This is a genomic window from Brevundimonas sp. FV1ye7S, assembly GCF_058680995.1.
Map to the genome: position 1 here is coordinate 1,103,058 of NZ_CM178726.1, position 26,767 is coordinate 1,129,824.

Sequence of the window (26,767 nt, forward strand, 5' to 3'; positions counted from 1 at the left end):
CCTCCCTGATTCCCGAGGCGTCCCATTCTGCATGAGCCGGCGGTGACCAGGGAAAGGGGGCAGGCCCTGGCCTGGACGAAGGATCAGTCGGAATGCTGACGGTCCACCCGGCCTATCTGCTGCGACTGCCGGACAGGGCCGCCCAGGCCGGGGCGCGGCGGACCTTGGTCGAGGATCTGACCGCCGCGCGACGCCTTGTCGGTTGAAGAACGAACGAATCCGGTCTGGCGGCGTTGCCGTTGTAGCGCCAGCATGGCGGTGGGGAATATCCTATGGGGGACGCAGGTCCGACACAGTGCGTAAGGAAAGCGCCGTGCAAATGTCATCGCGCGTTGACTTCCCTCTTGGGCTTGACCATGAGGCGTGTCGGGTTTTCGGCGGTCCCTTTCATAGGTTGGGAAGCCGCTTGATGCCCGTTCTGACTTCCGGGGCGCGATGAGCCAGACCGATTACGAAATCACGGACGCCGGCGACGGGACGGCGAAGCTGCGCCTGGTCGGCGACTGGACGACGACGGCCCTGGGCCGTTTGCCGCAACGGCTCGGCAAGGATCTTGACGGCCGCAAGATCGAAAGCGTGGACACCCGCGACCTGGGCCGTTTCGACACGGCCGGCGCCCTGGCCCTGGTGCAGGCGTCGCATTGCGGCGTGCCCAAGTCGGCGTGGACGGAGCGGCCTGAGGCGGGCCGCATCTACACGATGATCGAGGCCCTGGAGCGCAAGAGCTCGCCTCCGCCGAAGCAGCCAGGCGCGTTTACCAGCGCCTTCGCCAAGATCGGGCGGGGCGTCTATGATTTCGGGGCCGAGGCCATGCTGTCCCTGGCCTTCCTGGGACGTCTGATGGAGGCCGTGGTCGAGGCCGCCAAAAATCCGGGCGGCATCCGCTGGCCCGCCTGGGTCAGCCAGGCCGAGCGGGCGGGGCTGGACGCCATCCCCATCGTGATGGTGACGAACTTCTTTATCGGCGCGGTCGTGGCCTTCATCGGCGTGGACCTGCTGACCGACTTCGGCGCCCAGGTCTTCGCGGTCCAGCTGATCGGCGTGGCTATGTTCCGCGAGTTCGCGGTGGTGATCGCTTCGGTCCTGCTGGCGGGGCGGTCGGCCTCGGCCTTTGCGGCAGAGATCGGGTCCATGCGGATGAACCAGGAGGTCGACGCCATGCAGGTGATGGGCGTCAATCCGTTCCAGGCCCTGGTGGTGCCGCGGTTGGCGGCCCTGGTGCTGATGTTGCCGTTGTTGACCTTCATGGGCATGATCGGCGGCCTGCTGGGCGGTCTGATCGTGTGCTGGAGCTCCCTGAACCTGGGGCCGGCCTTCTTCTTCCAGCGGTTGGTCGAGGACGGGAGCATGGCCCAGCACATGATGGTCGGCCTAGTGAAGGCGCCGGTCTTCGCCCTGGTGATCGCCGCCATCGGCTGTCGTCAGGGGATGTCGGTGGCCGGGGATGTCGAGAGCCTGGGCCGGCGGGTGACGGCGGCGGTGGTGCAGGCGATCTTCGCCATCATCCTGCTGGACGCGGTCTTCGCCCTGATGTTCCTGGAGCTGGACATATGACCGATGCGACGATGTCGGCCGCCGCCCCGGAGGACAAGACCGAGAACCTGATCGAGGTGCGCGGCCTGCTGAGCCAGTTCGGCGACCGGACCATTCACGAGAACCTGGACCTGGACCTGAAACGGGGCGAGGTCCTGGGGGTGGTCGGGGGATCGGGCGCGGGCAAGACCGTGCTGCTGAACACCATCATCGGCCTGAAGGAGCCCGAGGGCGGGTCGGTCAAGGTGCTGGGCTACGACCGCGCCACCCTGACGGACGATCAGGCGGCGGATATCGAGAAGCGCACCGGCATCCTGTTCCAGCAGGGGGCGCTGTTCTCATCCCTGACCGTTCTCGAGAACGTGGCGGCGCCCCTGGTCGAACATACCAAACTGCCCAAGTCGGTGATGTACGAACTGGCCGAGCTGAAGATCGCCATGGTCGGTCTAAAACCGGAGCATCATCATCTGAAGCCGGCGGAGCTGTCGGGCGGGATGAAGAAGCGGGCCGGTCTGGCGCGGGCCCTGGCGCTGGATCCCGAACTGGTCTTCCTGGACGAACCGACGGCGGGCCTGGACCCCATCGGGGCGGCGGCCTTCGACGAATTGATCCGGCAGTTGGCCGACGATCTGGGCCTGTCCGTCTTCATGATTACACACGACCTCGATAGCCTGTACGCCATCTGCGACGAGGTGGCGGTGCTGGCGGACAAACGGGTCGTCGAAAAGGCCACGGTGCAGGAGCTGGAACGCTCCGACCATCCGTGGATCAAGGAATACTTCCTGGGGCCGCGCGGTCGCGCCGCCCACGGTTCCGACCGCGCCTCGGCGCGGTCGGAACCGGAAATGTCAAAATGAGCGCGCAGCGGGCGGCGAAACCGGCGACCACTTTCGCCTGCTGCGCGCTCGAGACCGCGGCCTGAGGAGAGCCGAGTATGGAACGAGACGCACACTACGCCGCCGTCGGGATCGCCACCGTCTGCCTTATGGCGGCGCTGGCGGTGTTCACCATCTGGCTGGCCCGACTGCAGTTCAACAGCGACTACGACATTTACGACATCGTCTTCTATGGGCCGGTCAATGGCCTGTCGGAAGGCGGCGAGGTGCATTTCAATGGCATCCGCGTCGGCGAGGTGACCGACCTGAACATCGACACCAAGCGCGGCGACCAGGTCATCGCCCGGGTTCGCGTGGACGGTACGACGCCGGTGCGCGTGACCTCCCGCGCCCAGCTGGAGCCGCAGGGCATCACAGGCCTGAACTATATCCAGATCACCGCCGGCTCGCCCAACAGCGCCCTGCTGAAGGACCAGTATCCGGACAATGTGGTGCCGGTGCTGCAAAGCCAGCCTTCGCCGATCGCCGAGCTTCTGAGCGGCTCGGGCACGGTGCTGGCCCAGACGGTGGATGCGCTGAACCGCATCAACCGCGTCATGTCCGACGACAATATCCGCAGTTTCTCGACCAGTGTGAAGAACGTCGAGGCCCTGACGACCGAGCTGGAGGCCCGCAAGGCCATCTTCGCCGAGCTGGAGGCGGCGGTGAAGAACGCCAACGCCACCATCCTTGAGTATCAGGGGCTGGCGGCCGACATGCGCGCCGTCGTCAATACCGACGGCCGCGAAGCCATCGCCAACATCAATCAGGCGACGGCGGAGGCCCGCACGGCCATCGCCTCGGCCAACCGCTCGATCACCGGGCTGGAACGACCGCTGGGCGACTTCGCGACGTCCAGCCTGCCGCAACTGAGTGGAACCATCGAGGAACTGCAGGAGGCGACCCGGTCGCTGCAGGCCCTGATCGACGACGTCCGCGCCAGCCCGCGCGACTTCATCGGGAAACCGCAATCGAAAGAGCTGGAGGTGCAGCCGTGATCCGTTCCCTGGTTCAACTGGGCGCCGTCGCCGGCGTCGTCGTGTCGCTGAGCGGCTGTTCGCTGCTGTCCACGCCGGATCCGGTGCAGAATTACCGGTTCGGCCTGCCGCTGGACGCGCCCTCGGCCGAGGGCGACACGCCCGCGCCGCTGTCGGTGTCGATCCGCCGGATCGAGTTTCCGGCCGCGAGCGGCGACGACCGGATCCTGGGCGTCACGGGGACCGAAACCGCCTATATCGGCGGGGCCCGCTGGGTGTCGCCCGCCGCGACCCTGTTCGACGACAGCCTGAAGGCGGCCTTCGCCAATCGGGCCGACCAGATCCGCGTTCTGGGCCGACGCGAACCCGGCACGCCGCCGCTGGTGCTGCAGGTCACGGTGACGACGTTCGAGGCGCGTTACGCCGCGCCGGGGGCGACGCCGGACGTGGTGATCACCGCTCGCGCCCAGCTGCGTTCGACGCCCGAGCGTCGCACCGGCGGGGATGCGGCGATCCGTCCTGAACAGGGGCGGTCGGTGGAGCGGGTCTTCACTGTGACCCAGCCGGCGGGCGAGAACCGGGTCTCGGCCATCGTCGCCGCCTTCGACACGGCGACGCGCGACATCAACACCCAGATCGCCGACTGGACGATTCAGTCGGCGAAGTGAGGGCTGGGGCCCGGCTCAGGTGACCCACTGGAGGGACTCGGCTTCGACCGGGTTCCTGTAGGGGGCGTCGTCGCGCTGGGCGCGGAGCAGGGCGGCCTTGGAGGCGAAGTAGAAGGCGGACGGGCGATCCGGGTCGCCGGCGAAGACCAGCGGCAGATGCGGGCTGCGGCCTTCCAGCCGCTCCAGTATGGCCACGTCCTGACGCAGGAAGGTTCGGCCCCAGGCCGACAGCAGCGGGCTGCCGAACCGCAAGGCGGCGACCGAGCAGAGGATCAGGTTGCGGATCACGACGTCGCCTTCCGCCTGGGGGGTGACGGTGGTCAGGTTGATCAGTTCGAACCCGCGGGCCGTGACGCGCTCCAGCCGGATGGACGGCAGGCGGAACTCGATACTGACCCTGCGGTCTTCGGACACCAGATCATAGGCGGGCGTGGAGGCGAAGGCGTCCGCCGCGACGGCCGTGAAGCCGAAGGGCGAGGGGCTGTAGCTCTTGGTCTTGGTGCGTCGCGCCTGACTGCGCCACCACCAGGCGTTATGGATCATCGGCACATGGGCCGGGTCCAGCAGACCCAGGACCGCCTGGTCATAATCCGCATGCGCAGGGGCCTTGGAATAGGCGATCAGGGCCAGGGGCGCCTCGGGCGTCGGAGGCAGGTCCGGCGGGGCGACCGAGCCGGCGGGGCAGGCCCAAATCAGTCCAAGCCGATTGATCAGTCGCCATCCGCCGCAAGCGGTCGTCTGGACGGCGTCCGGCGCGACGGCGGCGGGCAGGTCGATCCATTCGCCGTGAAGCTGAGCCCGCGTGGCGGTGCGGGTCCGAGCGGCGCGCACCGGATACCAGGCGTGGATCGGGGCGCCGAAGCGGCGGTCGCCCGCCTGGCGCGCCATCAGACGGGCGCCGAGATCGGCCGCTTCCGGCAAGGCGGGGCCGTCGGAGGCTGCGGGCCGCGCCTGGAGCGAAGTCGCCATGTGACGGAGGTCGCCTGTTCTCGCCTTGAGAGGCGTTGGATGCCGGGGAGCGGGCGCCCTGGGGTCGCATCCGAAGGTCACGCAGGACCTCCGGGTCATCGACACTAGCGGGCGCGTCATCACCCAACAAGGTTCGATTAGGCGACCCCGAACGGGCGCTTCAGGTCGCCTTCAACCCGGCCGCCACTGTGTAGGCGGCCTCGGTCTTGGCGGCGACCTCGTCCAGGGTGACGCCGTCGGCGAGTTCGATCAGTTCAAGGCCAGCGCCGTCAGGCTTGACGTCGAAGGTTGCCAGGTCGGTGATGATGCGGCTGACCACGCCCGTGCCGGTCAGGGGAAGGGTGCAAGCCTTCAGCACCTTGGACTGGCCGTGCTTGTTGGCGTGCTCCATCACCACGACCACGCGCTTGACGCCGGCGACCAGGTCCATGGCCCCGCCCATGCCCTTCACCAGCTTGCCGGGGATCATCCAGTTGGCGATATCGCCGTTCTGGGCCACCTCCATGGCGCCCAGGATGGACAGGTTGATGTGGCCGCCGCGGATCATGGCGAAGCTGTCTGCGCTGCTGAAGTAGGACGACTCGGGGATCTCGGTGATCGTCTGTTTCCCGGCGTTGATCAGGTCGGGATCCTCGTCGCCCTCATAGGGGAAGGGGCCCATGCCCAGCATGCCGTTCTCGGATTGCAGGGTCACGGTCATGCCGGCGGGGATGTAGTTGGCCACCAGGGTCGGGATGCCGATGCCCAGGTTGACGTAGAAGCCGTCCTGAAGCTCCTGGGCGGCGCGTTCGGCCAGTTGTTCGCGGGTACGGGGCATCAGACATGCCCTCCTTGGGCTACCGCTTCGCTACTTGAGCCCGGCTCCCTATGACGCACCGTCCGCTGTTCGATGCGCTTCTCGGACATGGTCTGGATCAGGCGGTCGACATAGACGCCGGGCGTGTGGATGTGGTCGGGATCGAGCGAGCCCACGGGGACGATCTCCTCGACCTCGACGACCGTGACCTTGCCGGCGGTGGCCATCATCGGGTTGAAGTTGCGGGCGGTCTTGCGGAACACCAGGTTGCCGCGCTCGTCGGCCTTCCACGCCTTGACGATGGACAGGTCGGCGATCAGGCCGGTCTCCATGACGTAGTCGCGGCCGTTGAAGTTGCGGACCTCCTTGCCCTCGGCGACGAGGGTGCCGACGCCGGTGGCGGTGAAGAAGGCGGGGATGCCGGCGCCGCCGGCACGGATGCGTTCGGCCAGGGTCCCTTGCGGGTTGAACTCCAGCTCCAGTTCGCCGGCCAGATACTGGCGCTCGAACTCCTTGTTCTCGCCGACGTAGGACGAGATCATCTTGGCGATCTGGCGGGTGCCGAGCAGCTGGCCCAGGCCGAAGTCGTCGACCCCGGCGTTGTTGGAGATGACCGTCAGCCCCTTGACGCCGCTGTCGCGCAGGGCGGCGATCAGGTTCTCGGGGATGCCGCACAGGCCGAAGCCGCCGGACATGACCGTCATGCCGTCGAAGGTCAGGCCCTCCAGCGCGGACGTGACGTCAGCATAGATCTTTCCCATCGCTCTCCCTTTTCACCGTCTGATGAATATCGCGGCGTCTTCCGCTCATAGTCCGGAAGCGATCTTGCGGGCAAGCGGTCGCGGCGGCAATCGCGCCGCATCCGAATGTCGCCCCAAAGCGTATCCCTCGTGATCTGACGGGAGCGCCTGAATGAACCTGACCAATGTCGCCATTCGCCAGCTGCAGGACGCGCCCTTTCCGGACTTCGTCACCCGCCCGGCGATCGACAGTCTGGTCACGGAGGCGCGTCGGCGCCTGGATCGCGACGGGCCGCATGACGAGGCGGCGTTCGCGCGCGAAATGGCCGAGCGGGTCATCGCCGAACATGCGGATGCAGCGAACCGGCAGCATTACGAACTGCCGCCCGAGTTCTTCCGCCTGTGCCTGGGCGAGCGGCTGAAATATTCGTGCTGCCTGTACCCGACGGGGACGGAGACGCTGGACCAGGCCGAGGTCGCGGCCCTGCTGGAGACCTGCGCCCACGCCGATTTGCAGGACGGCCAGACCATTCTGGAGATGGGCTGCGGCTGGGGTTCGCTGTCGCTGTGGATGGCCGAGACCTATCCCCGGGCGCGGATCACGGCGGTGTCGAACAGCCACGGCCAGAGGGGCCATATCGAGGCCCAGGCCCGGGCGCGGGGGCTGAGCAATCTGACGGTCGTGACCCAGGATATGAACCTGTTCGACACCGACCAGAGGTTCGACCGGATCGTCTCGGTCGAGATGTTCGAGCATATGGCCAACTGGCGGGCCCTGCTGACCAAGGCCCGGTCCTGGCTGAAGCCGGAGGGGCGGATGTTCATCCATGTCTTCACCCACCGCGACGCCCCCTATCGGTTCGACCACACCGACAGCGGCGACTTCATCGCCCAGCATTTCTTCACCGGCGGGATCATGCCCAGCCACGGGCTGATCCGGCAGTTCCCCGACCTGTTCGCGGTCGAGCAGGAGTGGACCTGGAACGGCGGACATTACGCCCGCACCGCCAACGACTGGCTGGCCAATATGGACCGCAACGCCGCGCGGATCGCCGTGCTGATGCGCGAGACCTATGGCGACGACGCCAAGCTGTGGACCCGGCGCTGGCGGCGTTTCTACCTGGCGACCGCCGGTCTGTTCGGCAACGACGGGGGCCGCACCTGGGCGGTCAGCCACTATCGCCTGAAACCCGCCTGAGGAGTTTGTCGTGATCAAATATGTCTTCGCCTATCTGGGCGCCGGGATCACCTTTGCGGTGATCGACGCCGTCTGGCTGACCACCATGACCGACCGGTTCTACAAGCCGGTGCTGGGGCCGATCCTGGCCGATAAGCCGGACATGAGGGCGGCGGTGCTGTTCTATCTGATCTCCATCGCCGGGACGGTCTTCCTGGCCATCGCCCCGGCCCTGAAGGACGGAAGCTGGACGCGGGCGGCGATCAACGGGGCGGCGCTGGGCTTCGTCGCCTACGCCACCTATGACCTGACCAATCAGGCGACGCTGGAGATCTGGCAGACCAAGCTGACGGTGATCGACCTGATCTGGGGGACGGTTCTGACCACGATCTCGGCGACCGGCGGCTATTTCGCCGCGCGCTGGGCCGAGGGGCGGTTCGGCTGAGGTCGCTGTCAGTTTCGCCTGACACGGGACCGGCATGGCGCAGGGCGGGGTCGTTAAGCTATAGCTAACCCTGTTTTCGACGGGGGCGGTCTTGCGCGCAGGCATCAACGGATTGACGGCGGCCCTGGTCGTCGGGGTCGTGATCGGCCTGATGCTGACGCCGGACGGGCGCGGTTGGCTGCGCCATCCGACCCTGATGCTGGGCGGAACCGCCAACGCCTCGGCCAGTCCGCCGGCGGTCGCCAGTCCGGTCGAGAGCCCGGCGCCGGCGCCAGTCGCGAAGGCCGCAGTGACGCCGTTGAAGGCGCGGCTCGCGCAGGGCGAACTGAGGATCGGCGTGTTCGGCGATTCGATGGCGGACGGCCTCTGGGCCGCCCTGTACCGTGATCTGCATGGCGAGAAGGGGGTCACTGTGACCCAGTTCAGCGCGGTCTCCACCGGCCTGTCGCGCTACGACTATGTGGACATCCAGGCCAAGACGGCGCGGCAGTTGAGCGAGACGCCGGTCGATGCGGCGGTGGTGATGTTCGGGACCAATGACGCCCAGGGCATCAGCCTGGACGGGGTGATCCATGATTTCGGCACCCCGGGCTGGAAGGCGGCCTATGGGAAGCGGATCGACGATCTGGTCGGCCTGCTGCGGTCCAGGGACGTGGCCGTCTACTGGGTCGGTCTGCCGAAGATGAAGCGGGCCGGGTTCGACGCCAAGATGGCGCTGATCAACGCCGTGGTGCGTGAACGGATGACGGCCCTGGGCGTGCCCCTGATCGAGACGACCGGCGTCACCGCCGATGCGGCGGGCGAATACGCGGCCTATCTGCCCGGCGCGAGCGGGCGGCCGCAGCTGATGCGGGCCAATGACGGGATCCACATGACCATGGCCGGCTATCGCCGCCTGGGCGCGCCGGTGGCGGAGCGGCTGAAGCGCGACGCGGGCCTGGATGCGGCGGCGGCCCGGCCGCAGACGACCGGCTGACCATGAGCTTGGGGGCCGTGGGGGCGGCGGTGCTGATGCTGGGGATGCAGAGCGGGACCGAGGTCCCCTATGCACCCATGCCCGCGCCGGGGCCGGGGGTGTCGGTCTGTGCCGATGGGATTTGCGGGGTCGAGGCGCTGGAGGGGGTGTTCGAGGCCTTGCGGACGGCGGAGATCGGCCAGGGCGAGCGGCCGGTCCATATTCTCCAGATCGGCGACAGTCACACGGCCGGGGATCGGATCACGGGCGCTCTGCGCGCACGGTTGCAAGCCCGGTTCGGGGCGGGTGGGCGCGGGGTGTTGCCGCCAGGGGTTCCCTATGCCGGCTATGGGCCGATGCAGGTCGAGGTGACGGCGCGCGACTGGCCCATATCGGTCGCGCCCCTGATCGGGCCGGACGGGGCGGCGACCCTGAGGGCGGGGTTGAGCGGGGCGCGGTCGGAGACGGGCGAGGGGGCGGTGCTGAGCCTGACCGCCGAGCCGGGCGCGGCCTTCGACATCGTGGGGCTGTGCGGCGACAGCGGGCCGCAGGCGGGACGGATCACGGCGACGAGGCCGGAAGAGACGGTCGAGGCGGACTTCCGCGCGACCGAGGCGGCGCCCCTGTGTCGGAGCCTGCGGCTGGGCGCTGCGACCACTTCCGTCAGGCTGAGCCCGACGGGGGCCGTGACCGTGCACGATGTCTGGATCGAGCGGAACGGGCCGGGTGTGGTCGTGTCCAGCCTGGGCGTGGTCGGGGCGACGTTGCGGGATCTGGCGGCGCGGGATCAGGCCGTGGTCGCGGCGGAGCTGGAGGCGTGGCGGCCGTCGCTGATCATTCTGGCCTTTGGCGTCAATGATGGATTTGAAGGGGTGGAGTCCGAGGCCTACGCTGGCCTGCTGCGGGGCCAGATCGAGCGGCTGCGGCGGCTGGCGCCGGGAGCGTCGCTGCTGATCCTGGGCGCGCCGGAGGGGCTCAAGTCAGGCATGGCGGGCGGATGCGGGGCGGACGGATCACGCGCGGCCCCGGCGTCGCTGGCGGTGGTCCGGGATGTGCAGCGTCGGGTCGCGGGCGAGACGGGCGTCGCCTTCTGGGACTGGTATGGACGTATGGGGGGCGAGTGTTCGGCGGAGCGGCTGGCGACCCTGCCCGAACCCTATATGCGGCCCGACCGGGTGCATTTCACCTCCCTCGGGGCGGAGTGGATCGGCGGGGTGCTGAGCGAAGACTTGATGCGGGCCTATGACCGCTGGACGGCGGCGAAGGGGGGGGCGGACTGATGCTGTTTCCGACCCTGGCCTTCGCGGTCTTCTTCCTGTTCGTCTATCTGGTCAGTTGGAGCCTGGATCGGGAGAACGGGCGGCGCAAACTGTTCCTGCTGCTGGCCAGCTGGTTCTTCTACGCCCAGTGGGACTGGCGGTTCGTCGGCCTGCTGATCGCCTCGGCCGTGCTGAACTGGGGCGTGGCGGCGCTGATCGTGCGCAGCGACCGGGCGGGGCGGCGCAAACTGTGGGTCGGCCTGGGCGTGGCGGCCAATCTGACCATCCTGGGCTTCTTCAAGTATTACGGCTTTTTCGTCGAGCAGGCCATTGATCTGCTGGCGCAATTCGGTTGGGAGCGGGACCTGCCGCTGTTGCAGGTAGTGCTGCCGGTCGGGATCAGCTTCTTCACCTTCCAGGGCATCAGCTATGTCGTCGACGTCTATCGCGGCAAGACGGCGCCGGCCGAGAGCCTGCTGGACGTCATGCTGCTGATGAGCTTCTTCCCGCACCTGGTGGCGGGGCCCATCGTGCGGGCGTCGGACCTGTTGCCGCAGTTTGCGCGTGTGCCCAGGCTGACGCGCGAGATGGCGACCCATGGGTTGCTGCTGATCGTCTGGGGTCTGTTCAAGAAGACGGTGATCGCGTCCGAGCTGGCGACGCGGCTGGTGGACCCGGTCTTCTTCGATCCGTCGGCCTATGGGGCGGTCGACATTGCGGCGGCGGTCTATGCCTATGCGGTTCAGATCTATTGCGACTTCTCGGCCTATTCGGACATGGCCATCGGGATCGCGGCCCTGTTGGGCTATTCCTTCCCGCGCAACTTCGACCAGCCGTATCGGGCGGCCTCGATGCAGGCCTTCTGGCGGCGGTGGCATATCAGCCTGTCCAGCTGGCTGCGCGACTATCTGTATGTGCCGCTGGGCGGGGGCCGCAAAGGACTGTGGTCGTCGTGCCTCAATGTGATGATCACCATGCTGCTGGGCGGGCTGTGGCACGGGGCGGCCTGGACCTTCGTGGCCTGGGGCGCCCTGCACGGCGGGGCGCAGGTGGTCGAGCGCCTCGGTCGTGCGGTGGTCAAGGACCGCAAGGTCATTCCGACCTGGCTGGGGGTCCTGATCACCTTCCACGTCGTCTGTCTGGGATGGATCCTGTTCCGGGCCGAGACCTTTGACCTGGCGATGCAGATGCTGGCCGGCCTGGGGCGGTTCGAGGGTTTCAGCCTGGTGACGCCCTTCGTGCTGGTTCTGATCGTCGGCGGGTTGGCGATGCACTGGCTGCCGCCGCGCGCGGTCGAGGGGCTGGCGGAACGGCTGAAGACGGCGCCGTCGCCTACGCTCGGGGTGCTGATCGGGGCGGCCATCCTGCTGGTCGAGGCGATGCGACCCGAGGGCGTGGCGCCCTTCATCTATTTCCAATTCTGAGGCGTTGATCCGACGATGAGCGATCCCACGGACCCGATCGATCCCTTCCCGACACAGGCGCATCCGCCGGTGTCGCCGTTTCCGCCGCTTGACGAACCGGTGGCGGCTGATCCGTCCAGCGACTGGATCGGCGCCGCCGACGCTCATGACCTGCCGACGCGCGAGAACGCCCTGATCGCCCTGGGCCGGTTCGCCTTTCCCCCGGCGCCGGCTCTGGACGAAGAAGGCGAGGCGTCGCGGGCGCGGCGATGGACCAGCCAGACCCTGTTCGTGGCCTGCGCCTTCCTGATGATCTTCAATGCGGAGTCTTTGCAGAACTGGGCGCGTCAGCAGCCGCCGGGCTGGGGCCAGTCCACAGTCGACAAACTGGCGACGGTGTGGGTCGATCAGCTGGCCCTGCTGGGCGCGAACCTGCCGGTGGACGGCTTGCGTGACGCTTGGCGCGACGCCCAGGCGGTTCAGTTCGACGGCGCGGCCGAGGACCGCTCCTAGACCGCAGGCCTCGAAACCGCATCGGCCGAGCCGATACGGTTTCGAGGGAGGAGAGTCTTAGTTGACCGTCGCCTTGACGATCTTGCCCGGCGCGCGGGGCGGCTCGCCCTTGGGCAGGGCGTCGACGTTTTCCATGCCGGATTCGACTTCACCCCAGACCGTGTACTGGCGGTCCAGGAAGGTGGCGTCGTCCAGGCAGATGAAGAATTGCGAGTTGGCGCTGTTGGGATCGGCGGTGCGCGCCATCGAGCAGACGCCGCGCACGTGCGGCTCGGCCGAGAACTCGGCCTTCAGGTTCGGCTTCTTGGAGCCGGAGGTGCCGGTGCCGGTGGGGTCGCCGCCCTGGGCCATGAAGCCGGCGATCACGCGGTGGAAGACCACGCCGTCGTAGAAGCCCTCCGAGGCCAGTTCGGTGATGCGTTCGACGTGGCCGGGGGCCAGATCGGGGCGCAGCTTGATGACCACGTCGCGGGCTTCGCCGTTGCCGGTGTCCAGGGTGAAGGTCAGGGTGTCGGCCATTTCGGTCGTCCTCTTGGGGTTGATTTGAGGCGGGACATAGCCCGCAACGCCGGTCGGGGCTATGTGGGAACGATGAGTGAAGACGAAAAGCCCCAAGAACGCCGCCGGATGGTCAAACCGCCCACGGGCGGCACCGCCGCCGGGCGCGGCATGGGCACCAAAATGAAGACGGCCGACACCAAGTCGATGTCGAGCCAGCAATGGATCAAACGCCAACTGGCCGACAAATGGTCCGAGAAGGCGAGGGCCGAGGGCTGGCGTTCGCGCGCGGCCTTCAAGCTGATCGAGATCGACGACAAATTCCACCTGATCAAGCGTGGCTCGAAGGTCATCGACCTGGGCGCGGCGCCGGGCGGCTGGATCCAGGTGGCGGTCAATCGCGGAGCCGGCGCGGTGGCGGGCGTGGACCTGCTGATGATCGAGCCGATCCCGGGTTCGACCCTGTTGCAGGCCGATTTCACCCATCCGGGCGTGGACCAGCAACTGATCGACGCCATCGGCGGGGCGCCGGACCTGGTGCTGTCGGATATGGCGCACAATACGGTCGGCCACCGCCAGACCGACCACCTGAAGATCATCGCCCTGATCGAGATCGCCGCCGACTTCGCCATCCGCACCCTTCGGCCGGGCGGGAATTTCGTGTCCAAGAACTTCCAGGGCGGCGACGCCGGAGGGGTTCTGGCGCGGCTGCGCGAGGAGTTCGAGACGGTCAAATACGTCAAGCCGGCCTCCAGCCGGAAGGACAGCGCCGAGGTGTTTCTGGTGGCGCTGAACAAGCGGTAGGCGGCAGAATCGGCGCCGCCGAGGCTCAGGCCGTCGCCGGCTGCCGGCCGGCGCGGCGCTGTTCGATGCGCGACCAGATGCGGTCGTGAACGGTGAAGAAGACCGTCTGGACCAAGGGTTCGATGGTGCCGATGGCCAGGGCTGTGCGGATGTCCTGGGTCAGGGCGTAGGCCACGGCCACGGCGACAGCGAAATGCATGACGCCATAGGTCACGGTCTTGACCGCCACCTGTTTCAGCGAGCGGGGCAGGGCGTGGCTGTGGCCATGGTGGTCGTGGACGCGGGTCTGTTCGTCCGGCGACATGATGTCGAGCCGGGCGGTGAAGGCCTCGGCCGCCTCTTCGATGTTGGAGGCCATGCGGCGGCGTTCGACCCGGTGCCAGACCCGGTCGTGGATCGAATAGGCGATGGTCTGGAAGAAGGGTTCGACCATGCCGACGGCCAGGGCGATACGCCAGTCGCGCGTGATGGCGAAGGCCACCAGAACGGCCACCACAAGGTGCATGACGCCGTAGCTGGCGATCTTCAGAGCCAGTTTGCGCGCGGTGCTGAGGAGGACGCCGACCATGTTGCAAGAATGGTCATTGGCCCCCTCGGTTGCAAACCAATAAAATCTATCGGGCCCATAAGCCGCAAGACCCTTGCCGTGGCCCCCTCCGCACCGTTATACGCGGCCCGCAAAACGGAGACTCCCTATGGAGATACGCGAAGGACTGACCTTCGACGATGTTTTGCTCGAACCCGGCCCGTCCGAGTTCATGCCGGCGATGGTCGATGTCTCGACCCAGCTGACACGCGACATCAAACTGAACATCCCGCTGCTGTCGTCTGCCATGGACACGGTGACGGAAAGCCGCCTGGCCATCGCCATGGCCCAGTCCGGCGGCCTGGGCGTGCTGCATCGGAACATGACCATCGAGGAGCAGGCCGATCAGGTCCGCGCCGTGAAGCGTTATGAAAGCGGCATGGTGGTCAATCCGGTCACCGTCGGCCCGCAGACGACCCTGGGCGAAGTGCGTGAGATCGTGGCCCGCAAGAAGATCACCGGCTTCCCGGTGGTCGATCCGGCCACGGGCAAGCTGGTCGGCATGCTGACCCACCGCGACATGCGGTTCGAGAACGACCTGAACCTGACGGCCGCCTCGCTGATGACGACCGGCGACCTGATCACGGTGCGCGAGGGCGCGAGCCGTGAAGAGGCGCGCGACCTGCTGAAGACCCGCAAGATCGAACGGGTCATCGTGGTGGACGAAGACTATCGGGCCGTCGGCCTGATCACCATGAAGGACATCGAGAAGGCCCAGGCCTTCCCCCATGCGGCCAAGGACGACCAGGGTCGTCTGCTGGTCGGGGCGGCCTCGACCGTCGGCGACGCCGGATACGAGCGGGCCATGGCCCTGGCCGATGCGGGCGTGGACGTGGTGGTGATCGACACCGCCCACGGCCACTCGGCCTCGGTCGCCCAGGTGGTCGAGCGGATCAAGCGCGAGTCGAACCGTCTGCAGGTCATCGCCGGAAACGTCGCCACCTATGATGCGACGCGGGCCCTGATCGACGCCGGCGCGGATGCGGTCAAGGTCGGCATCGGTCCCGGCTCCATCTGCACCACCCGGATCGTGGCGGGCGTGGGCGTGCCGCAACTGACCGCCGTGATGGACTCAGCGCGGGCCGCCAGGGGCACGGGCGCCTCGGTCATCGCCGACGGCGGGATTAAATATTCGGGCGACCTGGCCAAGGCGATCGCAGCCGGCGCGAACGTGGCCATGATGGGCTCGATGTTCGCCGGCACCGACGAGAGCCCCGGCGAGGTCTTCCTGTACCAGGGCCGGTCCTACAAGTCGTACCGCGGCATGGGTTCGGTGGGCGCCATGGCGCGCGGCTCGGCCGACCGCTACTTCCAGAAGGAAGTCTCGTCCGAGAAGCTGGTGCCCGAGGGCATCGAGGGCCAGACGCCGTACAAGGGGCCGATCACCCCGGTTCTGCACCAACTGGTCGGGGGGCTGCGCGCCTCGATGGGCTATGTGGGCGCCGGCACCATCGCCGACTTCCAGGAACGCGCCCGCTTCGTGCGCATCACCGGCGCGGGCCTGCGGGAGAGCCACGTCCACGACGTGATGATCACGCGCGAGGCGCCGAACTACAGACAGGGATAAGGCCATGACGACCGAACTGACCTATCTGGCCCTGACGCTGATCCTGGCCCTGGTGCAGGTCTTCCTGCCGGCCGGGGCGCGGACGGTCGAGTTCGGTTCGAAGTGGAATGCGGGTCCGCGCGACGAGACGCCGGCGGCGAAGAAGCCGCTGACCGGCCGTCTCGAGCGCGCCCAGGCCAACCTGTATGAAACCCTGCCGTTGTTCATCGGCGCGGTCCTGATCGCCCATGTGATCGGGGCGTCCAGCGCCCTGACCGTATGGGGCTCGGCCCTCTATTTCTGGGCCCGCGTCGTCTATGTGCCGCTCTACGCCCTCGGTATTCCCTATATCCGGTCGCTGGTCTGGCTGGTCTCGCTCGCGGGACTGGGCATGGTCCTGACCTCCCTGTTCCTTTGATCTGAAAGTCCGCATTGACCCCAGCCGCCCGTCTCGCCGCCGCCGCCTCCGTCCTGGACTCCATCGCCCAGGGCAACCAACCGGCGGAAACCGTCCTGAAAGCCTGGGGGACCGCCAACCGCTACGCCGGGTCCAAGGACCGGCGCGCCATCGCCGACCGCGTCTACAAGGTCCTGCGCGCGCGCGGTCGTCTGTCGTGGATCATGGGCGGGCGCGAAGACGGTCGGGCCCTGGTGATCGGATCGCTGCACGCCATTGACGGCCTGTCGGTGGACGAGATCGAGGCTCTGCACTCGGGCGACGGCTATGGCCCCCGGCCCCTGTCGAAGCAGGAACGCAGCCGCATCACGGCCGCGCCGGGTGAACTGCCCGGCTGGGTTGCGGCGGGCCTGCCCGAGTTCGTGGTCGAGGATTTCAAAGCGACCTTTGGCGACCGCTGGGCCGAGGAAGCCCACGCCCTGATGGCGCCGCGCGCGCCTATCGACCTGCGGGTCAATGGCGCGGCGGCGACGGTGGACGAGGTCGAGGCCGAACTGCGGGCCGCCGGTCTGGAGGTCTCGCGCACCCCCTGGTCGATCTGGGGCCTGCGCGTGCCGTCCGAGCCGCCGCCCAATATCCAGGCGCTGGACGGCTTCAAGGCCGGCAAGTTCGAGATCCAGGACGAGGGCAGCCAGGTCGTCTGCTGGCTGGCGGGCGCGCAACCCGGCGCGACGGTGGTGGACTATTGCGCCGGCGGCGGCGGCAAGACACTGGGTCTGACCCAGGCGATGGGCGGGCAGGGCAAGTTGATCGCCTCCGACGTCGTCAACAAGCGGCTCGAGAACATCCGCCCCCGTCTGCAACGCGCGGGCGTCGAGGCCGAGCTGGTGCTGATCGGCCAGAACGGCGGCGGGCTGGAAGCCGTCAACGGCCAGGCCGATCTGGTCTTCGTCGACGCCCCCTGTTCGGGATCCGGCACCTGGCGGCGTCGGCCCGAGGACGCCTGGCGTCTGACGACGGAGGAGGTCGAAAAGCTGCACGCCCTTCAGGTCCGTATCCTGAGCCAGGCGACCAAGCTGGTGAAGCCGGGCGGCCGTCTGGTCTATGTCACCTGTTCGATGCTGGCGCGCGAGAACGAGGCCAGCGCTGACGCCTTCGAGGCCGCCAACCCCGACTTCCGCCCGGTCGCCGTCGCCGATGTTCTGTCGGCCCCGCAACTGACAGAGGCCGCGCGGGTGAAGTTCGCCGAACTGGCGTCCGGCGCGCGTCTACGCCTGTCGCCGGCGACCGCAGACACCGACGGCTTCTTCGCCGCCGTCTATCAGCGCGCCGCCTGATGGGGGGTGGGCTGGTTCGGCACGGCGAGGTTTCGGTCCTGTACGTCATGGCTGCGCCTGCCGAGTATGGCGACCATCTGCGCGCCCGCATCCAGCCCCTGATGACCGGCGTCGGTCCGGTGGAGGCCGCCGTCGCCCTGACCGCCGCTCTGGCCCGGCTGGAGGCGGCGGGCGACCTGCCGGACATGATCGTGTCGCTGGGGTCGTGCGGCTCGCGGGTGCTGGACCACGCCGCCGTCTATCAGGCCGCGTCGGTCGCCTATCGCGACATGGACGCCAGCGCCCTGGGTTTCGCCAAGGGCGTGACGCCGTTGCTGGACCAGCCTGCGATCCTGGCCCTGCCGTGCCCCATCCCCGGCGTGCCGACCGCCACCCTGTCGACCGGAGCCAATGTCGTCTCCGGCGCCGCCTATGACGCCATCGAGGCCGAGATGGTCGACATGGAGACCTGGGCCCTGGTCCGGTCGGCCCAGACCTTCGGTGTGCCCCTGATCGCCCTGCGCGGCGTGTCGGACGGCCGCGCCGAGCTGAAGGCGCTGGAGGACTGGACCTCGACCCTGCATCACGTGGACGAGAACCTGGCCGCCGCCTTGGACCGTCTGATCGCCGTGCTGGAGGCCGACGGCCTCGCCGTCCTTGAAATCCCGGCCGCACAAGGCCAAGACCCCGCGCAACTCTCCCCGGATTCGATCACGCCATGACCACGCCGCACGACCACCAGAAGGTCCTCATCGTCGACTTCGGCAGCCAGGTGACGCAGCTGATCGCGCGCCGCCTGCGCGAGGCCAGCGTCTATTGCGAGATCCATCCGTTCCAGAAGGCCGAGGCCGCCCTGGCCGCCATGAACCCAGCGGCCATCATCCTGTCGGGCGGACCCGAGAGCGTCCACGAGGAGGGCAGCCCCCGCGCGCCCCAGGCCGTGTTCGAGGCCGGGGTGCCGGTGCTGGGCATCTGCTACGGCGAGATGACCCTGTGCGAACAGCTGGGCGGCAAGGTCGAGGGCGGCCACACCCGCGAGTTCGGCCGCGCCGAGATCACCGTCGAGAAAGCCTCGCCCCTGCTGGCCGACCTGGCCCCGGTCGGGGAGGAGGAGACGGTCTGGATGAGCCACGGCGACAAGATCGTCGCCATCCCCGCGGGCTTCGACGTCGTCGCCTCTTCGGCCGGTTCGCCCTATGCGGTGATCGCCGACGAGACCCGCCGCTTCTACGGCGTGCAGTTCCACCCCGAGGTGATGCACACCCCGCGCGGCCACCAGATGTTGAAGAACTTCACCCACGGCATCGCCGGGCTGAAGGGCGACTGGACCATGGCCGCCTATCGCGACGAGAAGATCGCCCAGATCCGCGAACAGGTCGGCGACGCCAAGGTGATCTGCGGCCTGTCCGGCGGCGTCGACAGTTCCGTCGCGGCCGTGCTGATCCACGAGGCCATCGGCGATCAGCTGACCTGCGTCTTCGTGGACACCGGCCTGCTCCGGAAGGACGAGGCGAAACAGGTCACCACCCTGTTCCGTGAGCACTACAATATCCCGCTGATCCACGTGGACGCCTCGCAGGACTTCCTGGGCGAGTTGGCCGGAATCTCGGATCCGGAGACCAAGCGCAAGACCATCGGCCGCCTGTTCATCGAGGTGTTCGATCGCGAGTCCGCCAAGATCGAGGGGGCCGAATTCCTGGCCCAGGGCACCCTCTATCCCGACGTGATCGAGAGCGTCTCCTCGTCCAGCGGCAAGGCCCATGTGATCAAGAGCCACCACAATGTCGGCGGCCTGCCCGACTATATGAAGCTGAAACTGGTCGAGCCCCTGCGCGAACTGTTCAAGGACGAGGTCCGCGCCCTGGGCCGCGAACTGGGTCTGACCGACGCCTTCGTGGGCCGCCACCCCTTCCCCGGACCGGGCCTGGCCATCCGCATTCCCGGCGAGATCACGCCCGAAGCCGTCGAGACCCTGCAACAGGCCGACGCCATCTATCTGGACGAAATCCGCAAGGCCGGCCTGTACGACAGCATCTGGCAGGCCTTCGCCGTCCTGCTGCCGGTCAAGACCGTCGGCGTCATGGGCGACGCCCGCACCTATGAAAAAGTCCTGGCCCTGCGCGCCGTCTCCTCCACCGACGGCATGACCGCCGACTTCTACCAGTTCCCCTGGGACGTCCTGGCCAAGACCGCGACACGGATCATCAACGAGGTGCGGGGCGTGAACCGCGTGGTCTACGACGTGACGTCGAAGCCGCCGGGGACGATCGAGTGGGAATGAGGGCGGGCATGCAGGGGGCGGCCTCTGGCGAGTGGGTTTCGTTGATAACAGGCGTACTTTAGCTGTCAGTCAGAGGTCGCGCACCGCGTACCCTTGCGGTCGTAAATGTACGAGGCTCTGTCGGAATGAAGTGATGCTTTGATATCGGCTTTAACTGAAAGCGGTCTTTGGCAACGTCCGCTTTCGAGCAAGGCTTCTAACCAGATGTCAGATGCTTACGTGCGACTGGTCATAGACGCCATGAACTTACCTTCAGGCGCCTGACGCGCCCACTACGCTACAAGGTCTTAGGCCCACTACGCTACAAAATCTTAGACGGCTCAGCAGATAAGTGCGTTTCGGTGGTCGGCGGAATAGGCGAGGGGGAAGGAAACGGTGACCCTTAGCCCTCTGTCACCGCGGTTGGTGAGGGTAATTGATCCGGAGCTGGCGGCGATGGCGCGACGGGCGATTCCCAGTCCCAAGCCGAATCCCTTACCAGGTTGACGCGCGCCCTGCACGAACGGTTCGAGTAAACGCGAGGCTTCGCCGTCGGCGATGCCGGGGCCCTCGTCTTCGATGACGATCTTGCAGCCGTCCGCACCCTCTCGGAGAAGCGCGAGGGTGATCGTTTGGCTGGGTGACGAAAACCGCAGCGCATTGCGTAAGATATTCTCGAAGGCGCGATTGACCAGTTGACCGTTTCCAAGGATCAACCAATCCGTTTCGGTCCCGTCCGGGGGGAGATCGGTGGTGATCGTCACGTCCATCGCATCGGCTTCGAAGCGTGTATCCTCTATCGTCATGCGCAGCACGTCGAGCAGATCGAAATAATCCTCGCCGATGCTGGCGTTGCTTTCCAGTCGAGCTAGCGTCAGAAGTTCGCCGACCAGAGCGTCCAGATGGCCGGCTTCCCGGTCAATCCGGTCGAGGGAGGCATCGAGGCGTGCGGGGTCTCGACGCAGAAGGTCGGCCGCCAGCCGCATCCGCGCAAGGGGCGAGCGCAACTCGTGCGAGACGTCATGGAGCAGGCGGTCGCGCGCGCCGACGAGCTCCTGAAGGCGTTCGGCCATGGAATCGAAATCCCGGGCGAGGTCGGCGATCTCGTCGTGACGACGCCCCATCGCGTGGCCGAGGCGGGTGTCGAGGTCGCCTTTGGCCAGTTGCGCGAATCCGGCCTGCAGACGATGGATCGGCCGGGAAAGATAGACGGCCAGACCGGCGCTGAACGCGAGGCCGGCCAGAGCGATGGCGATCAAGTATTCGGGAGGCCCTGCCGTGCTGAACCAGTCTTCATCCATGTTCGGAAGGGGCGGTGTGGCGTAGCGCAGGCAGTATCCCTCCACGTTTCGCGCAATGGCGCGAGGGTCTGCTGACGGCGCGCACCTGTCTTGGGCCAATGGTGCGACGGTGAAGCGGGCACGTTCGCGCGCGGGCCAGTTCGCCATTTGCGGCTTCAGCGCGTCGGGCCCGCCAGCACGAAGGGCGGCCTCGGCCGTGTCGACAAGAACCTCGCCAACCACACGGGGCGGGTCCAGATCCGGTTGAACCAGGGTCGGATGAAGCGCCCAATAGAACCAGAGCCCTATCGTGAGGAGCAGATAGGCGCCCCAGAATCCCAGCAGGATTTTCCAGAATAGCCGCCGCCTCACGGAACAACAGCCAGCCGGTAGCCGACGCCGCGAACAGTTTCGATCTCGGCCATTCCACCGCTCGCCACACTGAGTTTCTGACGCAGGTTGCTGACATGAACATCAATGCTGCGGTCGTAGCGCTGGCGCTGACGCCCGAGCACCGCAAGAGAGAGGTCGTCCTTCGTGGCGACCCGTTCTCCCGATCTCAACAGGGCTTCCAGCAGGCTGAACTCGGCAGCGGTCAACTCCAGTCGTTGGTCAGCCCAGCGCGCATCGCGACGGCCAGGGTCGAGTGTCAGCGATCCGTGGGTCAAGGGGCCTGAAGGCTGTGATCCCGTCGTTCGGCGCAGGACGGCGCGCAAGCGCGCCACCAGTTCGCGCGGATAATAGGGTTTGGCTATGTAGTCGTCGGCGCCGAACTCCAGCCCGATCACCCGATCAACATCGTCACCCCGTGCCGTGAGCATCAGCACCGGCACCCGACTGGACTGACGGATGCGGCCCAGCGCCTCGATCCCGTTCAAGCGCGGGAGCATGATGTCGAGTATGACGACGTCAAACCGTCCCGTCAAAGCGAGTTGGACCCCATCCTCGCCATTCCCCGCCACGCTGACGACGAAGCCTTCCTGTGCGAGATATTCGCGTAGCATCGCACTCAGTTCGGCGTCGTCGTCGATGAGGAGCAGGTTGGTCACGTCTGGCTCATACCTCTTGGAGAACGCGGGCTGGAAGGTTCGACAGGCGAAACCGGCCCGTCTTTACGCAATCTTTTCGATCCGCTTTCGATCACCTTACCCATGAGCGCCCCTAACTTTTGGCATAAGTCTGCTCATGCAGATACGCCGTCTTCTCCTGTTCATCGGTCTTCCGTTTGCTCTGGCGCTCATTGCGGGAGGCTGGTGGCGGGCCACACGGCCATCGCCCAATGAGGGCCTGACGTTCGCCGAAGTCACGGTCGGCGATCTGGAGCAGACGGTCTTGGCCACCGGCAAGCTTCGCCCCAAGGAGTTGGTAAGCGTCGGCGCGCAGGTATCCGGTCAGGTCAAGCTGCTCTATGTGGAGTTGGGCCAGCAGGTCCGGGCCGGCGACCCGATCGCCGACATCGACGCGGCGCCGCAGCGACTGGCCCTGCGGAATGCAGAGGCCGCCGCCGCAGCCCTGGTCGCCCAGAAGGCGTCCCGACAGGGCGCTCTGGTCCAGGCCGAACTCGCCTTCCAGCGCCAGAAGACGATGCTGGCCGCGGACGCCGCCCCACGCGCGGATTATGAGGCCGCGCAGTCGGCGCTGACGTCCGTCCAAGGCGAAGTCCGGTCGCTGGAGGCCCAGATCGTCCAGGCCCGGACGCAGGTTGAAACGGCGCGCCTGAATCTCGGCTTCACCCGTATCGTGGCGCCGATGGATGGAACGATCGTCGCGGTCGTGACCAAACAGGGGCAGACGGTGAATGCATTCCAGTCCGCGCCCACCATTGTGATGCTCGCCCGCCTGGATCTGATGACGGTTAGGACCGAGATTTCCGAAGCCGATGTCCAGAAAGTGCATGCGGGACAGGCGGTGTCGTTCACGACCCTGGGCGTTCCTGATCGGCGTTACAACGCCAGGATCGACCGGATCGAACCTGCGCCGGAATCCATAGCCTCAGACACCGCGAATGCGACCGGCGCGGGTGGAGCTTCGGCCGGAACGACCGCGATCTACTATAATGCGCTTTTCGACGTGCCGAATACAGACGGGCTGCTGCGTCCGTCCATGACCGCACAGGTTTCGGTACTGCTGGGACGCGCGCACCGTTCTCTGCTTGTGCCAATGGCGGCCCTGGGCCAACGCGAAGCAGACGGACGTTATCAGGTGCGCGTAGTCGATAAGAAGGGCCGGATCGAAAACCGGCTGGTTCGTATCGGCATGTCGAACGACACCAACGCCGTAGCGCTGGACGGTCTGAAGTCCGGCGAAAAAGTCGTCATCGCCCAGGCGACGACGCAGCCCGCGGCAGAAGTCGATATGGGAATGGGTTTCTGATGTCGGCCCCGCCAATCATCGAGACGACGGCGCTCGGCCGCGCGTTCGCCTCGGGCGAAGGCTCCGTCGCCGTTCTGAAAGATGTCGCTCTGACGATCCGTGCGGGCGAGATGGTCGCGATCGTCGGTCCATCCGGATCGGGCAAGTCCACGCTGATGAATATTCTCGGCTGTCTGGATCGACCGACCTCGGGATCATATCGTGTGATGGGGCGCGATACGGGTACGCTGGAGCCGGATGAACTGGCAGCTTTGCGTCGCGAGCATTTCGGCTTTATCTTCCAGCGCTATCACCTGCTATCGGACCTGACGGCTGTTGGCAATGTCGAGGCGCCGGCCATCTACGCCGGTCGCGATCATCGCGCGAGACGCGCTCGCGCGATGGAACTGCTTGCACGGCTGGGTCTAGGCGAGCGAACCCTTCATCGCCCGGGCCAGCTTTCGGGCGGCCAGCAGCAGCGGGTGTCGATTGCGCGCGCGCTGATGAATGGCGGCGCGATCATTCTGGCCGACGAGCCCACGGGCGCCCTGGACCGGGCCAGCGGCGAAGAGGTCATGCGCGTCCTCCAGGAGCTGAACGCCGAGGGTCATACGATCATCCTTGTGACGCATGATATGACGGTCGCCGGACACGCCAACCGCATCATCGAGATCGACGACGGCCTGATCGTCGCTGACCGGCCCACGCGCGACGTCACGCCGTCAAACGTCGTGAAAGCATCCATGCAGTCCAGCGCGGCGCCCTGGCGCGCCATGGCCGACCGGTTCGCAGAGGCGTTCCAGATGGCGCTGCGGGCCATGGCGGCGCATCCGATGCGCACCTTCCTGACCATGTTGGGCATCATCATCGGCATCGCGTCGGTGGCGTCCGTGGTGGCCTTGGGCAAGGGCGCGCAATCCAAGGTGATGGCCCAGATCAGCGACCTTGGCACCAATACGATCGACATCTTTCCCGGCCGGGATTTCGGCGACCTGCGGGCCGCCTCGATCCAGACGCTGAGCGAGGCCGATGCGCAGGCGCTCGCTCGACAGCCCTATATCGACAGCGTATCGCCCAATGTCTCGACAAGCGTTACGGCGCGAAGGGGCAATGTCGCCGCCTCGGCGCAGGTCAGCGGCGTCGGCGCCGGCTATTTCCGGGTGCGCGGGTACAAGACCGAGCGCGGCGCCGTATTCGACAAGGCTTCGGTCGCGCGTTCCGCGCAGGTCGCAGTGCTCGATTCCAAGGCCCAAAATGCGCTGTTTCCGCATGGCGGCGATCCGATAGGCCAGACGGTTCTGCTCGGCCGAATGCCTGTTCATGTGATCGGCGTTCTGCGTCCTTCGCAAGGCATGGGCGGGTCTGGGACCACCATCTACGTGCCCTACAGCACGGCCGCAACACGAATGACCGGGCGAAACAATCTGGAGAGCATAACCGTCCGCGTAGCCGACAATGTGAAGAGCGATGCGGCCCAGACCGCTGTGACCGCCTTTCTGACGCGCCGACACGGGGCCAAGGACTTCTTCATCTTCAACTCGGACCAGATTCGACAGGCGGTCACCCGCACCAGCCAGACCATGACCCTGCTGATCTCGTCGATCGCCGTGATCGCTCTCGTGGTCGGCGGGATCGGCGTCATGAACATCATGCTCGTGTCGGTCACGGAACGGACCCGCGAAATCGGCGTGCGGATGGCCATCGGGGCCCGGCAGAGCGACATCCTTCAGCAGTTTCTGATCGAGTCCGTGCTGGTCTGTCTGATCGGCGGCGCCATCGGGGTGTCTCTTGCGCTGATGCTGGGGCTGGCGGTTCGTCTGATGGGGGGCGGATTCGAGATGGTGTTCTCGGCGCCGTCTATCCTGCTCGCCTTCGCCTGTTCAACCATTATCGGCGTTCTGTTCGGCTTCCTGCCGGCGCGCAACGCCGCCCGTCTCGATCCGGTTGCAGCCTTGGCGCGAGATTGATGATGAAATTCGCTCATTATTCGATCATGGCCGCCGCGCTTCTGGCGGCCTGCGCGACCCGCACGGACTATGTTCGTCCCGTCGCGCCGTTGCCGACGTCGTTCGCCAACGCGAAGGGGGGAGTCGGCTCGCCGGTTCGGGCCGACGCCTGGTGGCGGGGTTTCGCAGACCCAAATCTGGATTCGCTGATCGATCTGGCCGTCGCGCGCAATCCTGACCTCGCCGCAGCGGCGGTGCGAGTGCGCCGGGCCGACTTGCAGGCGCGGCTGGCGGGCAATGCTCTGCGCCCGGTCCCGAATGGGTCGCTCGGCAGCGGGGTGTCCCGCCCATTGTCCGGCGGGGATCGCCGGACGACCGAAAATGCATCGGGCGCCGCCAGCGTCGCCTGGGAAGTTGATCTGTTCGGCCGCTTGGACGCGCTTCGCGACGCCGCCCGGTTCGAGGCGCAGGCGACCGCTGAAGATCATGACGGTGTGTTCCTGTTGCTTGTCGGGACGACGGCGTCGCTCTACTGGCAGATCGCCTTGGCAAACGAGCGGATCGCGCTGGGCGAGCAAAGCCTCGCCTATGCCCGGAGAACCCAGTCGCTGATTGAGGCGCAGTACAAAGCCGGCGCGGTCTCGGCGGTGGAGCTTCGCGAAACCGAGCAGGCGGTCACCGCGCAGGAGGCGACCCTGTCCGAGGTGCGGCAGGCGCGGGTGCAGGCGCGTGAGGGTCTGATGGTGCTGTTGAACGGGGCTGTGCCGCCGGCTAGCGAACCACAGGCGTTGAACGTCGGCCCATTGCCCGCCGTCGCGGCAGGCTTGCCGTCTGATCTGCTGGGGCGACGCCCCGATCTGCGCGCTGCTGAGTTGCGACTACGCGGCGCCCTGGCCAGCGCCGATGCGACCCGAGCCGGCTTCTATCCTTCGCTGACCCTGACCAGCGCCTTGGGCACGTCCAGCAGCGGCCTGCTCAGTCTGCTTTCGAACCCCGTCGCAACTCTTGGCGCCGGGGTGACGCTGCCCTTTCTCAATATCAACGCCATGCGGTTTGAAACCGATATCGCGCGCACTCGCTATGAAGAGGCGGCGATTCAGTTCCGGCGGTCTCTTTACGACGCGCTTTCGGAGGTGGAGAAGGCGCTTTCGGCGCGGACTGAACTGGCTTCACAGGCCGCGTCTCTTCGGCAGGCGCGAGACGCGGCCATGGAGATCGAACGCCTCTATGAAGTCCGGTATCGCGCGGGGGCCGTGTCTCTGCGGACCTGGCTCGACGCGCAGGAGCGTCGGCGGACCGCTGATCTTGCGCTGTCGTCGATCCGGTTGGCGCAGCTCCAGAACCAAGTCACGCTCCGTCAGGCTTTGGGAGGCGGCTTTGGCAGTCAGGTGTCGGAGCGCTTCATGGAGCGTCCACAAAGTCTCGGCCAGCGCTCAACAGCGTGGTGAGACATCTCGCAGTGAAGATGTCAG

General features: G+C 66.9%; 26 protein-coding genes. 19 read left to right on the forward strand and 7 right to left on the reverse strand.

All coding sequences use genetic code 11. The annotated features are described in order from the left end of the window. The first annotated feature begins 435 nt into the window (after positions 1 to 435). The 4 genes from ACW18C_RS05330 to ACW18C_RS05345 all read left to right on the forward strand — a co-directional run bounded on the left by ACW18C_RS05330 (position 436) and on the right by ACW18C_RS05345 (position 4,053). Positions 436 to 1,554: an MlaE family ABC transporter permease gene (locus ACW18C_RS05330; RefSeq protein ID WP_008258921.1), complete on the forward strand. Its 1,119-nt coding sequence runs from the start codon at positions 436 to 438 to the stop codon at positions 1,552 to 1,554. Then, positions 1,551 to 2,390 carry an ABC transporter ATP-binding protein gene (locus tag ACW18C_RS05335; RefSeq protein ID WP_035305223.1) on the forward strand — a complete coding sequence of 280 codons (840 nt, stop codon included), beginning with the start codon at positions 1,551 to 1,553 and terminating at the stop codon, positions 2,388 to 2,390. The genes ACW18C_RS05330 and ACW18C_RS05335 overlap by 4 nt, the downstream gene beginning before the upstream one ends. A gap of 77 nt (positions 2,391 to 2,467) precedes the next feature. After that, the gene (locus ACW18C_RS05340) at positions 2,468 to 3,406 is read left to right on the forward strand and encodes an MlaD family protein (protein ID WP_292147979.1); all 939 of its coding nucleotides are present in this window, start codon (positions 2,468 to 2,470) and stop codon (positions 3,404 to 3,406) included. Continuing rightward, on the forward strand, positions 3,403 to 4,053 hold the full coding sequence (locus ACW18C_RS05345; RefSeq protein WP_492073243.1) for an ABC-type transport auxiliary lipoprotein family protein: 651 nt from the start codon (positions 3,403 to 3,405) through the stop codon (positions 4,051 to 4,053). Before ACW18C_RS05340 ends, ACW18C_RS05345 begins: the two co-directional genes overlap by 4 nt. Positions 4,054 to 4,068: 15 nt before the next feature. Here the strand turns inward: ACW18C_RS05345 and ACW18C_RS05350 are convergent, their stop codons facing one another. From ACW18C_RS05350 to ACW18C_RS05360, 3 genes are all read right to left on the reverse strand, one after another. After that, on the reverse strand, positions 4,069 to 5,022 hold the full coding sequence (locus ACW18C_RS05350) for an SRPBCC family protein (RefSeq protein ID WP_492073245.1): 954 nt from the start codon (positions 5,020 to 5,022) through the stop codon (positions 4,069 to 4,071). A 160-nt stretch (positions 5,023 to 5,182) separates the two neighbouring features. Next, entirely contained in the window at positions 5,183 to 5,839 is a 657-nt protein-coding gene (locus tag ACW18C_RS05355; RefSeq protein ID WP_035305214.1) for a 3-oxoacid CoA-transferase subunit B, read from the reverse strand. Continuing rightward, a complete protein-coding gene (locus tag ACW18C_RS05360; protein ID WP_492073247.1) occupies positions 5,839 to 6,579 on the reverse strand; it encodes a CoA transferase subunit A in 741 nt (246 codons plus the stop codon). Before ACW18C_RS05360 ends, ACW18C_RS05355 begins: the two co-directional genes overlap by 1 nt. Positions 6,580 to 6,730: 151 nt before the next feature. On the opposite strand from ACW18C_RS05360, the gene ACW18C_RS05365 reads away from it, so the two are divergent. The 6 genes from ACW18C_RS05365 (at position 6,731) to ACW18C_RS05390 (ending at position 12,310) form a co-directional block, all read left to right on the forward strand. Beyond that, positions 6,731 to 7,756, forward strand: a complete 1,026-nt coding sequence (locus ACW18C_RS05365) for an SAM-dependent methyltransferase (protein ID WP_492073249.1) — start codon at positions 6,731 to 6,733, stop codon at positions 7,754 to 7,756. Positions 7,757 to 7,766: 10 nt separating this feature from the next. Further along, on the forward strand, positions 7,767 to 8,180 hold the full coding sequence (locus tag ACW18C_RS05370) for a DUF2177 family protein (RefSeq protein ID WP_008260687.1): 414 nt from the start codon (positions 7,767 to 7,769) through the stop codon (positions 8,178 to 8,180). Positions 8,181 to 8,271: 91 nt separating this feature from the next. Beyond that, the gene (locus ACW18C_RS05375; protein ID WP_492073250.1) at positions 8,272 to 9,156 is read left to right on the forward strand and encodes an SGNH/GDSL hydrolase family protein; all 885 of its coding nucleotides are present in this window, start codon (positions 8,272 to 8,274) and stop codon (positions 9,154 to 9,156) included. A gap of 2 nt (positions 9,157 to 9,158) precedes the next feature. Then, positions 9,159 to 10,415 carry a GDSL-type esterase/lipase family protein gene (locus ACW18C_RS05380; protein WP_492073252.1) on the forward strand — a complete coding sequence of 419 codons (1,257 nt, stop codon included), beginning with the start codon at positions 9,159 to 9,161 and terminating at the stop codon, positions 10,413 to 10,415. Then, positions 10,415 to 11,818 (forward strand): MBOAT family O-acyltransferase, encoded by a 1,404-nt coding sequence (locus ACW18C_RS05385; RefSeq protein ID WP_492073254.1) that lies wholly within the window; start codon positions 10,415 to 10,417, stop codon positions 11,816 to 11,818. Before ACW18C_RS05380 ends, ACW18C_RS05385 begins: the two co-directional genes overlap by 1 nt. Before the next feature lie 15 nt (positions 11,819 to 11,833). Further along, positions 11,834 to 12,310: a hypothetical protein gene (locus ACW18C_RS05390; RefSeq protein ID WP_035305199.1), complete on the forward strand. Its 477-nt coding sequence runs from the start codon at positions 11,834 to 11,836 to the stop codon at positions 12,308 to 12,310. A gap of 57 nt (positions 12,311 to 12,367) precedes the next feature. Here ACW18C_RS05390 and ACW18C_RS05395 read toward each other — a convergent pair whose 3' ends face one another. Then, positions 12,368 to 12,829 (reverse strand): peptidylprolyl isomerase, encoded by a 462-nt coding sequence (locus ACW18C_RS05395; RefSeq protein WP_492073256.1) that lies wholly within the window; start codon positions 12,827 to 12,829, stop codon positions 12,368 to 12,370. A 72-nt stretch (positions 12,830 to 12,901) separates the two neighbouring features. Between ACW18C_RS05395 and ACW18C_RS05400 the strand changes: the two genes are divergently transcribed. After that, a complete protein-coding gene (locus tag ACW18C_RS05400; protein WP_035305198.1) occupies positions 12,902 to 13,612 on the forward strand; it encodes an RlmE family RNA methyltransferase in 711 nt (236 codons plus the stop codon). Between the two features lie 25 nt (positions 13,613 to 13,637). On the opposite strand, the gene ACW18C_RS05405 is transcribed toward ACW18C_RS05400, so the two are convergent. Beyond that, positions 13,638 to 14,180, reverse strand: coding sequence for a DUF2061 domain-containing protein (locus tag ACW18C_RS05405; protein ID WP_492073257.1), 543 nt, complete (start codon positions 14,178 to 14,180; stop codon positions 13,638 to 13,640). Positions 14,181 to 14,307: 127 nt separating this feature from the next. Here ACW18C_RS05405 and guaB point away from each other — a divergent pair, with 127 nt between their 5' ends. Genes guaB through guaA form a run of 5 tightly spaced genes read left to right on the forward strand, consistent with a single transcriptional unit; the run spans position 14,308 to position 19,738 of the window. Continuing rightward, complete coding sequence (guaB, locus tag ACW18C_RS05410) at positions 14,308 to 15,765, forward strand: IMP dehydrogenase (protein ID WP_008259075.1); 1,458 nt, start codon at positions 14,308 to 14,310, stop codon at positions 15,763 to 15,765. A 4-nt stretch (positions 15,766 to 15,769) separates the two neighbouring features. Next, entirely contained in the window at positions 15,770 to 16,162 is a 393-nt protein-coding gene (locus ACW18C_RS05415; RefSeq protein ID WP_492073260.1) for an MAPEG family protein, read from the forward strand. A 14-nt stretch (positions 16,163 to 16,176) separates the two neighbouring features. Next, a complete protein-coding gene (locus tag ACW18C_RS05420) occupies positions 16,177 to 17,478 on the forward strand; it encodes an RsmB/NOP family class I SAM-dependent RNA methyltransferase (RefSeq protein WP_492073261.1) in 1,302 nt (433 codons plus the stop codon). After that, a complete protein-coding gene (locus tag ACW18C_RS05425; RefSeq protein WP_492073262.1) occupies positions 17,478 to 18,179 on the forward strand; it encodes a 5'-methylthioadenosine/S-adenosylhomocysteine nucleosidase in 702 nt (233 codons plus the stop codon). Before ACW18C_RS05420 ends, ACW18C_RS05425 begins: the two co-directional genes overlap by 1 nt. Continuing rightward, positions 18,176 to 19,738 (forward strand): glutamine-hydrolyzing GMP synthase, encoded by a 1,563-nt coding sequence (guaA, locus tag ACW18C_RS05430; protein ID WP_492073264.1) that lies wholly within the window; start codon positions 18,176 to 18,178, stop codon positions 19,736 to 19,738. Before ACW18C_RS05425 ends, guaA begins: the two co-directional genes overlap by 4 nt. 320 nt (positions 19,739 to 20,058) lie before the next feature. Here the strand turns inward: guaA and ACW18C_RS05435 are convergent, their stop codons facing one another. Further along, a complete protein-coding gene (locus ACW18C_RS05435) occupies positions 20,059 to 21,369 on the reverse strand; it encodes a HAMP domain-containing sensor histidine kinase (RefSeq protein ID WP_492073266.1) in 1,311 nt (436 codons plus the stop codon). Then, positions 21,366 to 22,046, reverse strand: a complete 681-nt coding sequence (locus tag ACW18C_RS05440) for a response regulator (RefSeq protein WP_492073269.1) — start codon at positions 22,044 to 22,046, stop codon at positions 21,366 to 21,368. Before ACW18C_RS05440 ends, ACW18C_RS05435 begins: the two co-directional genes overlap by 4 nt. A gap of 283 nt (positions 22,047 to 22,329) precedes the next feature. Between ACW18C_RS05440 and ACW18C_RS05445 the strand changes: the two genes are divergently transcribed. Genes ACW18C_RS05445 through ACW18C_RS05455 form a run of 3 tightly spaced genes read left to right on the forward strand, consistent with a single transcriptional unit; the run spans position 22,330 to position 26,743 of the window. Beyond that, positions 22,330 to 23,370 (forward strand): efflux RND transporter periplasmic adaptor subunit, encoded by a 1,041-nt coding sequence (locus ACW18C_RS05445; RefSeq protein ID WP_492073271.1) that lies wholly within the window; start codon positions 22,330 to 22,332, stop codon positions 23,368 to 23,370. Further along, complete coding sequence (locus ACW18C_RS05450; RefSeq protein WP_492073273.1) at positions 23,370 to 25,316, forward strand: MacB family efflux pump subunit; 1,947 nt, start codon at positions 23,370 to 23,372, stop codon at positions 25,314 to 25,316. The genes ACW18C_RS05445 and ACW18C_RS05450 overlap by 1 nt, the downstream gene beginning before the upstream one ends. Next, positions 25,316 to 26,743: an efflux transporter outer membrane subunit gene (locus tag ACW18C_RS05455; RefSeq protein WP_492073274.1), complete on the forward strand. Its 1,428-nt coding sequence runs from the start codon at positions 25,316 to 25,318 to the stop codon at positions 26,741 to 26,743. The genes ACW18C_RS05450 and ACW18C_RS05455 overlap by 1 nt, the downstream gene beginning before the upstream one ends. Positions 26,744 to 26,767 lie beyond the last annotated feature (24 nt).

What these genes read in the sequence shown, in the direction of transcription:
- guaA (WP_492073264.1), top strand. Translation starts at nt 18,176, where the DNA reads ATGACCACGCCGCACGACCACCAGAAGGTCCTCATCGTCGACTTCGGC.
- ACW18C_RS05340 (WP_292147979.1), top strand. Translation starts at nt 2,468, where the DNA reads ATGGAACGAGACGCACACTACGCCGCCGTCGGGATCGCCACCGTCTGC.
- ACW18C_RS05395 (WP_492073256.1), bottom strand. Translation starts at nt 12,829, where the DNA reads ATGGCCGACACCCTGACCTTCACCCTGGACACCGGCAACGGCGAAGCC.
- ACW18C_RS05385 (WP_492073254.1), top strand. Translation starts at nt 10,415, where the DNA reads ATGCTGTTTCCGACCCTGGCCTTCGCGGTCTTCTTCCTGTTCGTCTAT.
- ACW18C_RS05330 (WP_008258921.1), top strand. Translation starts at nt 436, where the DNA reads ATGAGCCAGACCGATTACGAAATCACGGACGCCGGCGACGGGACGGCG.
- ACW18C_RS05335 (WP_035305223.1), top strand. Translation starts at nt 1,551, where the DNA reads ATGACCGATGCGACGATGTCGGCCGCCGCCCCGGAGGACAAGACCGAG.
- ACW18C_RS05350 (WP_492073245.1), bottom strand. Translation starts at nt 5,022, where the DNA reads ATGGCGACTTCGCTCCAGGCGCGGCCCGCAGCCTCCGACGGCCCCGCC.
- ACW18C_RS05380 (WP_492073252.1), top strand. Translation starts at nt 9,159, where the DNA reads ATGAGCTTGGGGGCCGTGGGGGCGGCGGTGCTGATGCTGGGGATGCAG.
- ACW18C_RS05425 (WP_492073262.1), top strand. Translation starts at nt 17,478, where the DNA reads ATGGGGGGTGGGCTGGTTCGGCACGGCGAGGTTTCGGTCCTGTACGTC.
- ACW18C_RS05400 (WP_035305198.1), top strand. Translation starts at nt 12,902, where the DNA reads ATGAGTGAAGACGAAAAGCCCCAAGAACGCCGCCGGATGGTCAAACCG.
- ACW18C_RS05405 (WP_492073257.1), bottom strand. Translation starts at nt 14,180, where the DNA reads ATGGTCGGCGTCCTCCTCAGCACCGCGCGCAAACTGGCTCTGAAGATC.
- ACW18C_RS05415 (WP_492073260.1), top strand. Translation starts at nt 15,770, where the DNA reads ATGACGACCGAACTGACCTATCTGGCCCTGACGCTGATCCTGGCCCTG.
- ACW18C_RS05355 (WP_035305214.1), bottom strand. Translation starts at nt 5,839, where the DNA reads ATGCCCCGTACCCGCGAACAACTGGCCGAACGCGCCGCCCAGGAGCTT.
- guaB (WP_008259075.1), top strand. Translation starts at nt 14,308, where the DNA reads ATGGAGATACGCGAAGGACTGACCTTCGACGATGTTTTGCTCGAACCC.
- ACW18C_RS05390 (WP_035305199.1), top strand. Translation starts at nt 11,834, where the DNA reads ATGAGCGATCCCACGGACCCGATCGATCCCTTCCCGACACAGGCGCAT.
- ACW18C_RS05360 (WP_492073247.1), bottom strand. Translation starts at nt 6,579, where the DNA reads ATGGGAAAGATCTATGCTGACGTCACGTCCGCGCTGGAGGGCCTGACC.
- ACW18C_RS05455 (WP_492073274.1), top strand. Translation starts at nt 25,316, where the DNA reads ATGATGAAATTCGCTCATTATTCGATCATGGCCGCCGCGCTTCTGGCG.
- ACW18C_RS05365 (WP_492073249.1), top strand. Translation starts at nt 6,731, where the DNA reads ATGAACCTGACCAATGTCGCCATTCGCCAGCTGCAGGACGCGCCCTTT.
- ACW18C_RS05450 (WP_492073273.1), top strand. Translation starts at nt 23,370, where the DNA reads ATGTCGGCCCCGCCAATCATCGAGACGACGGCGCTCGGCCGCGCGTTC.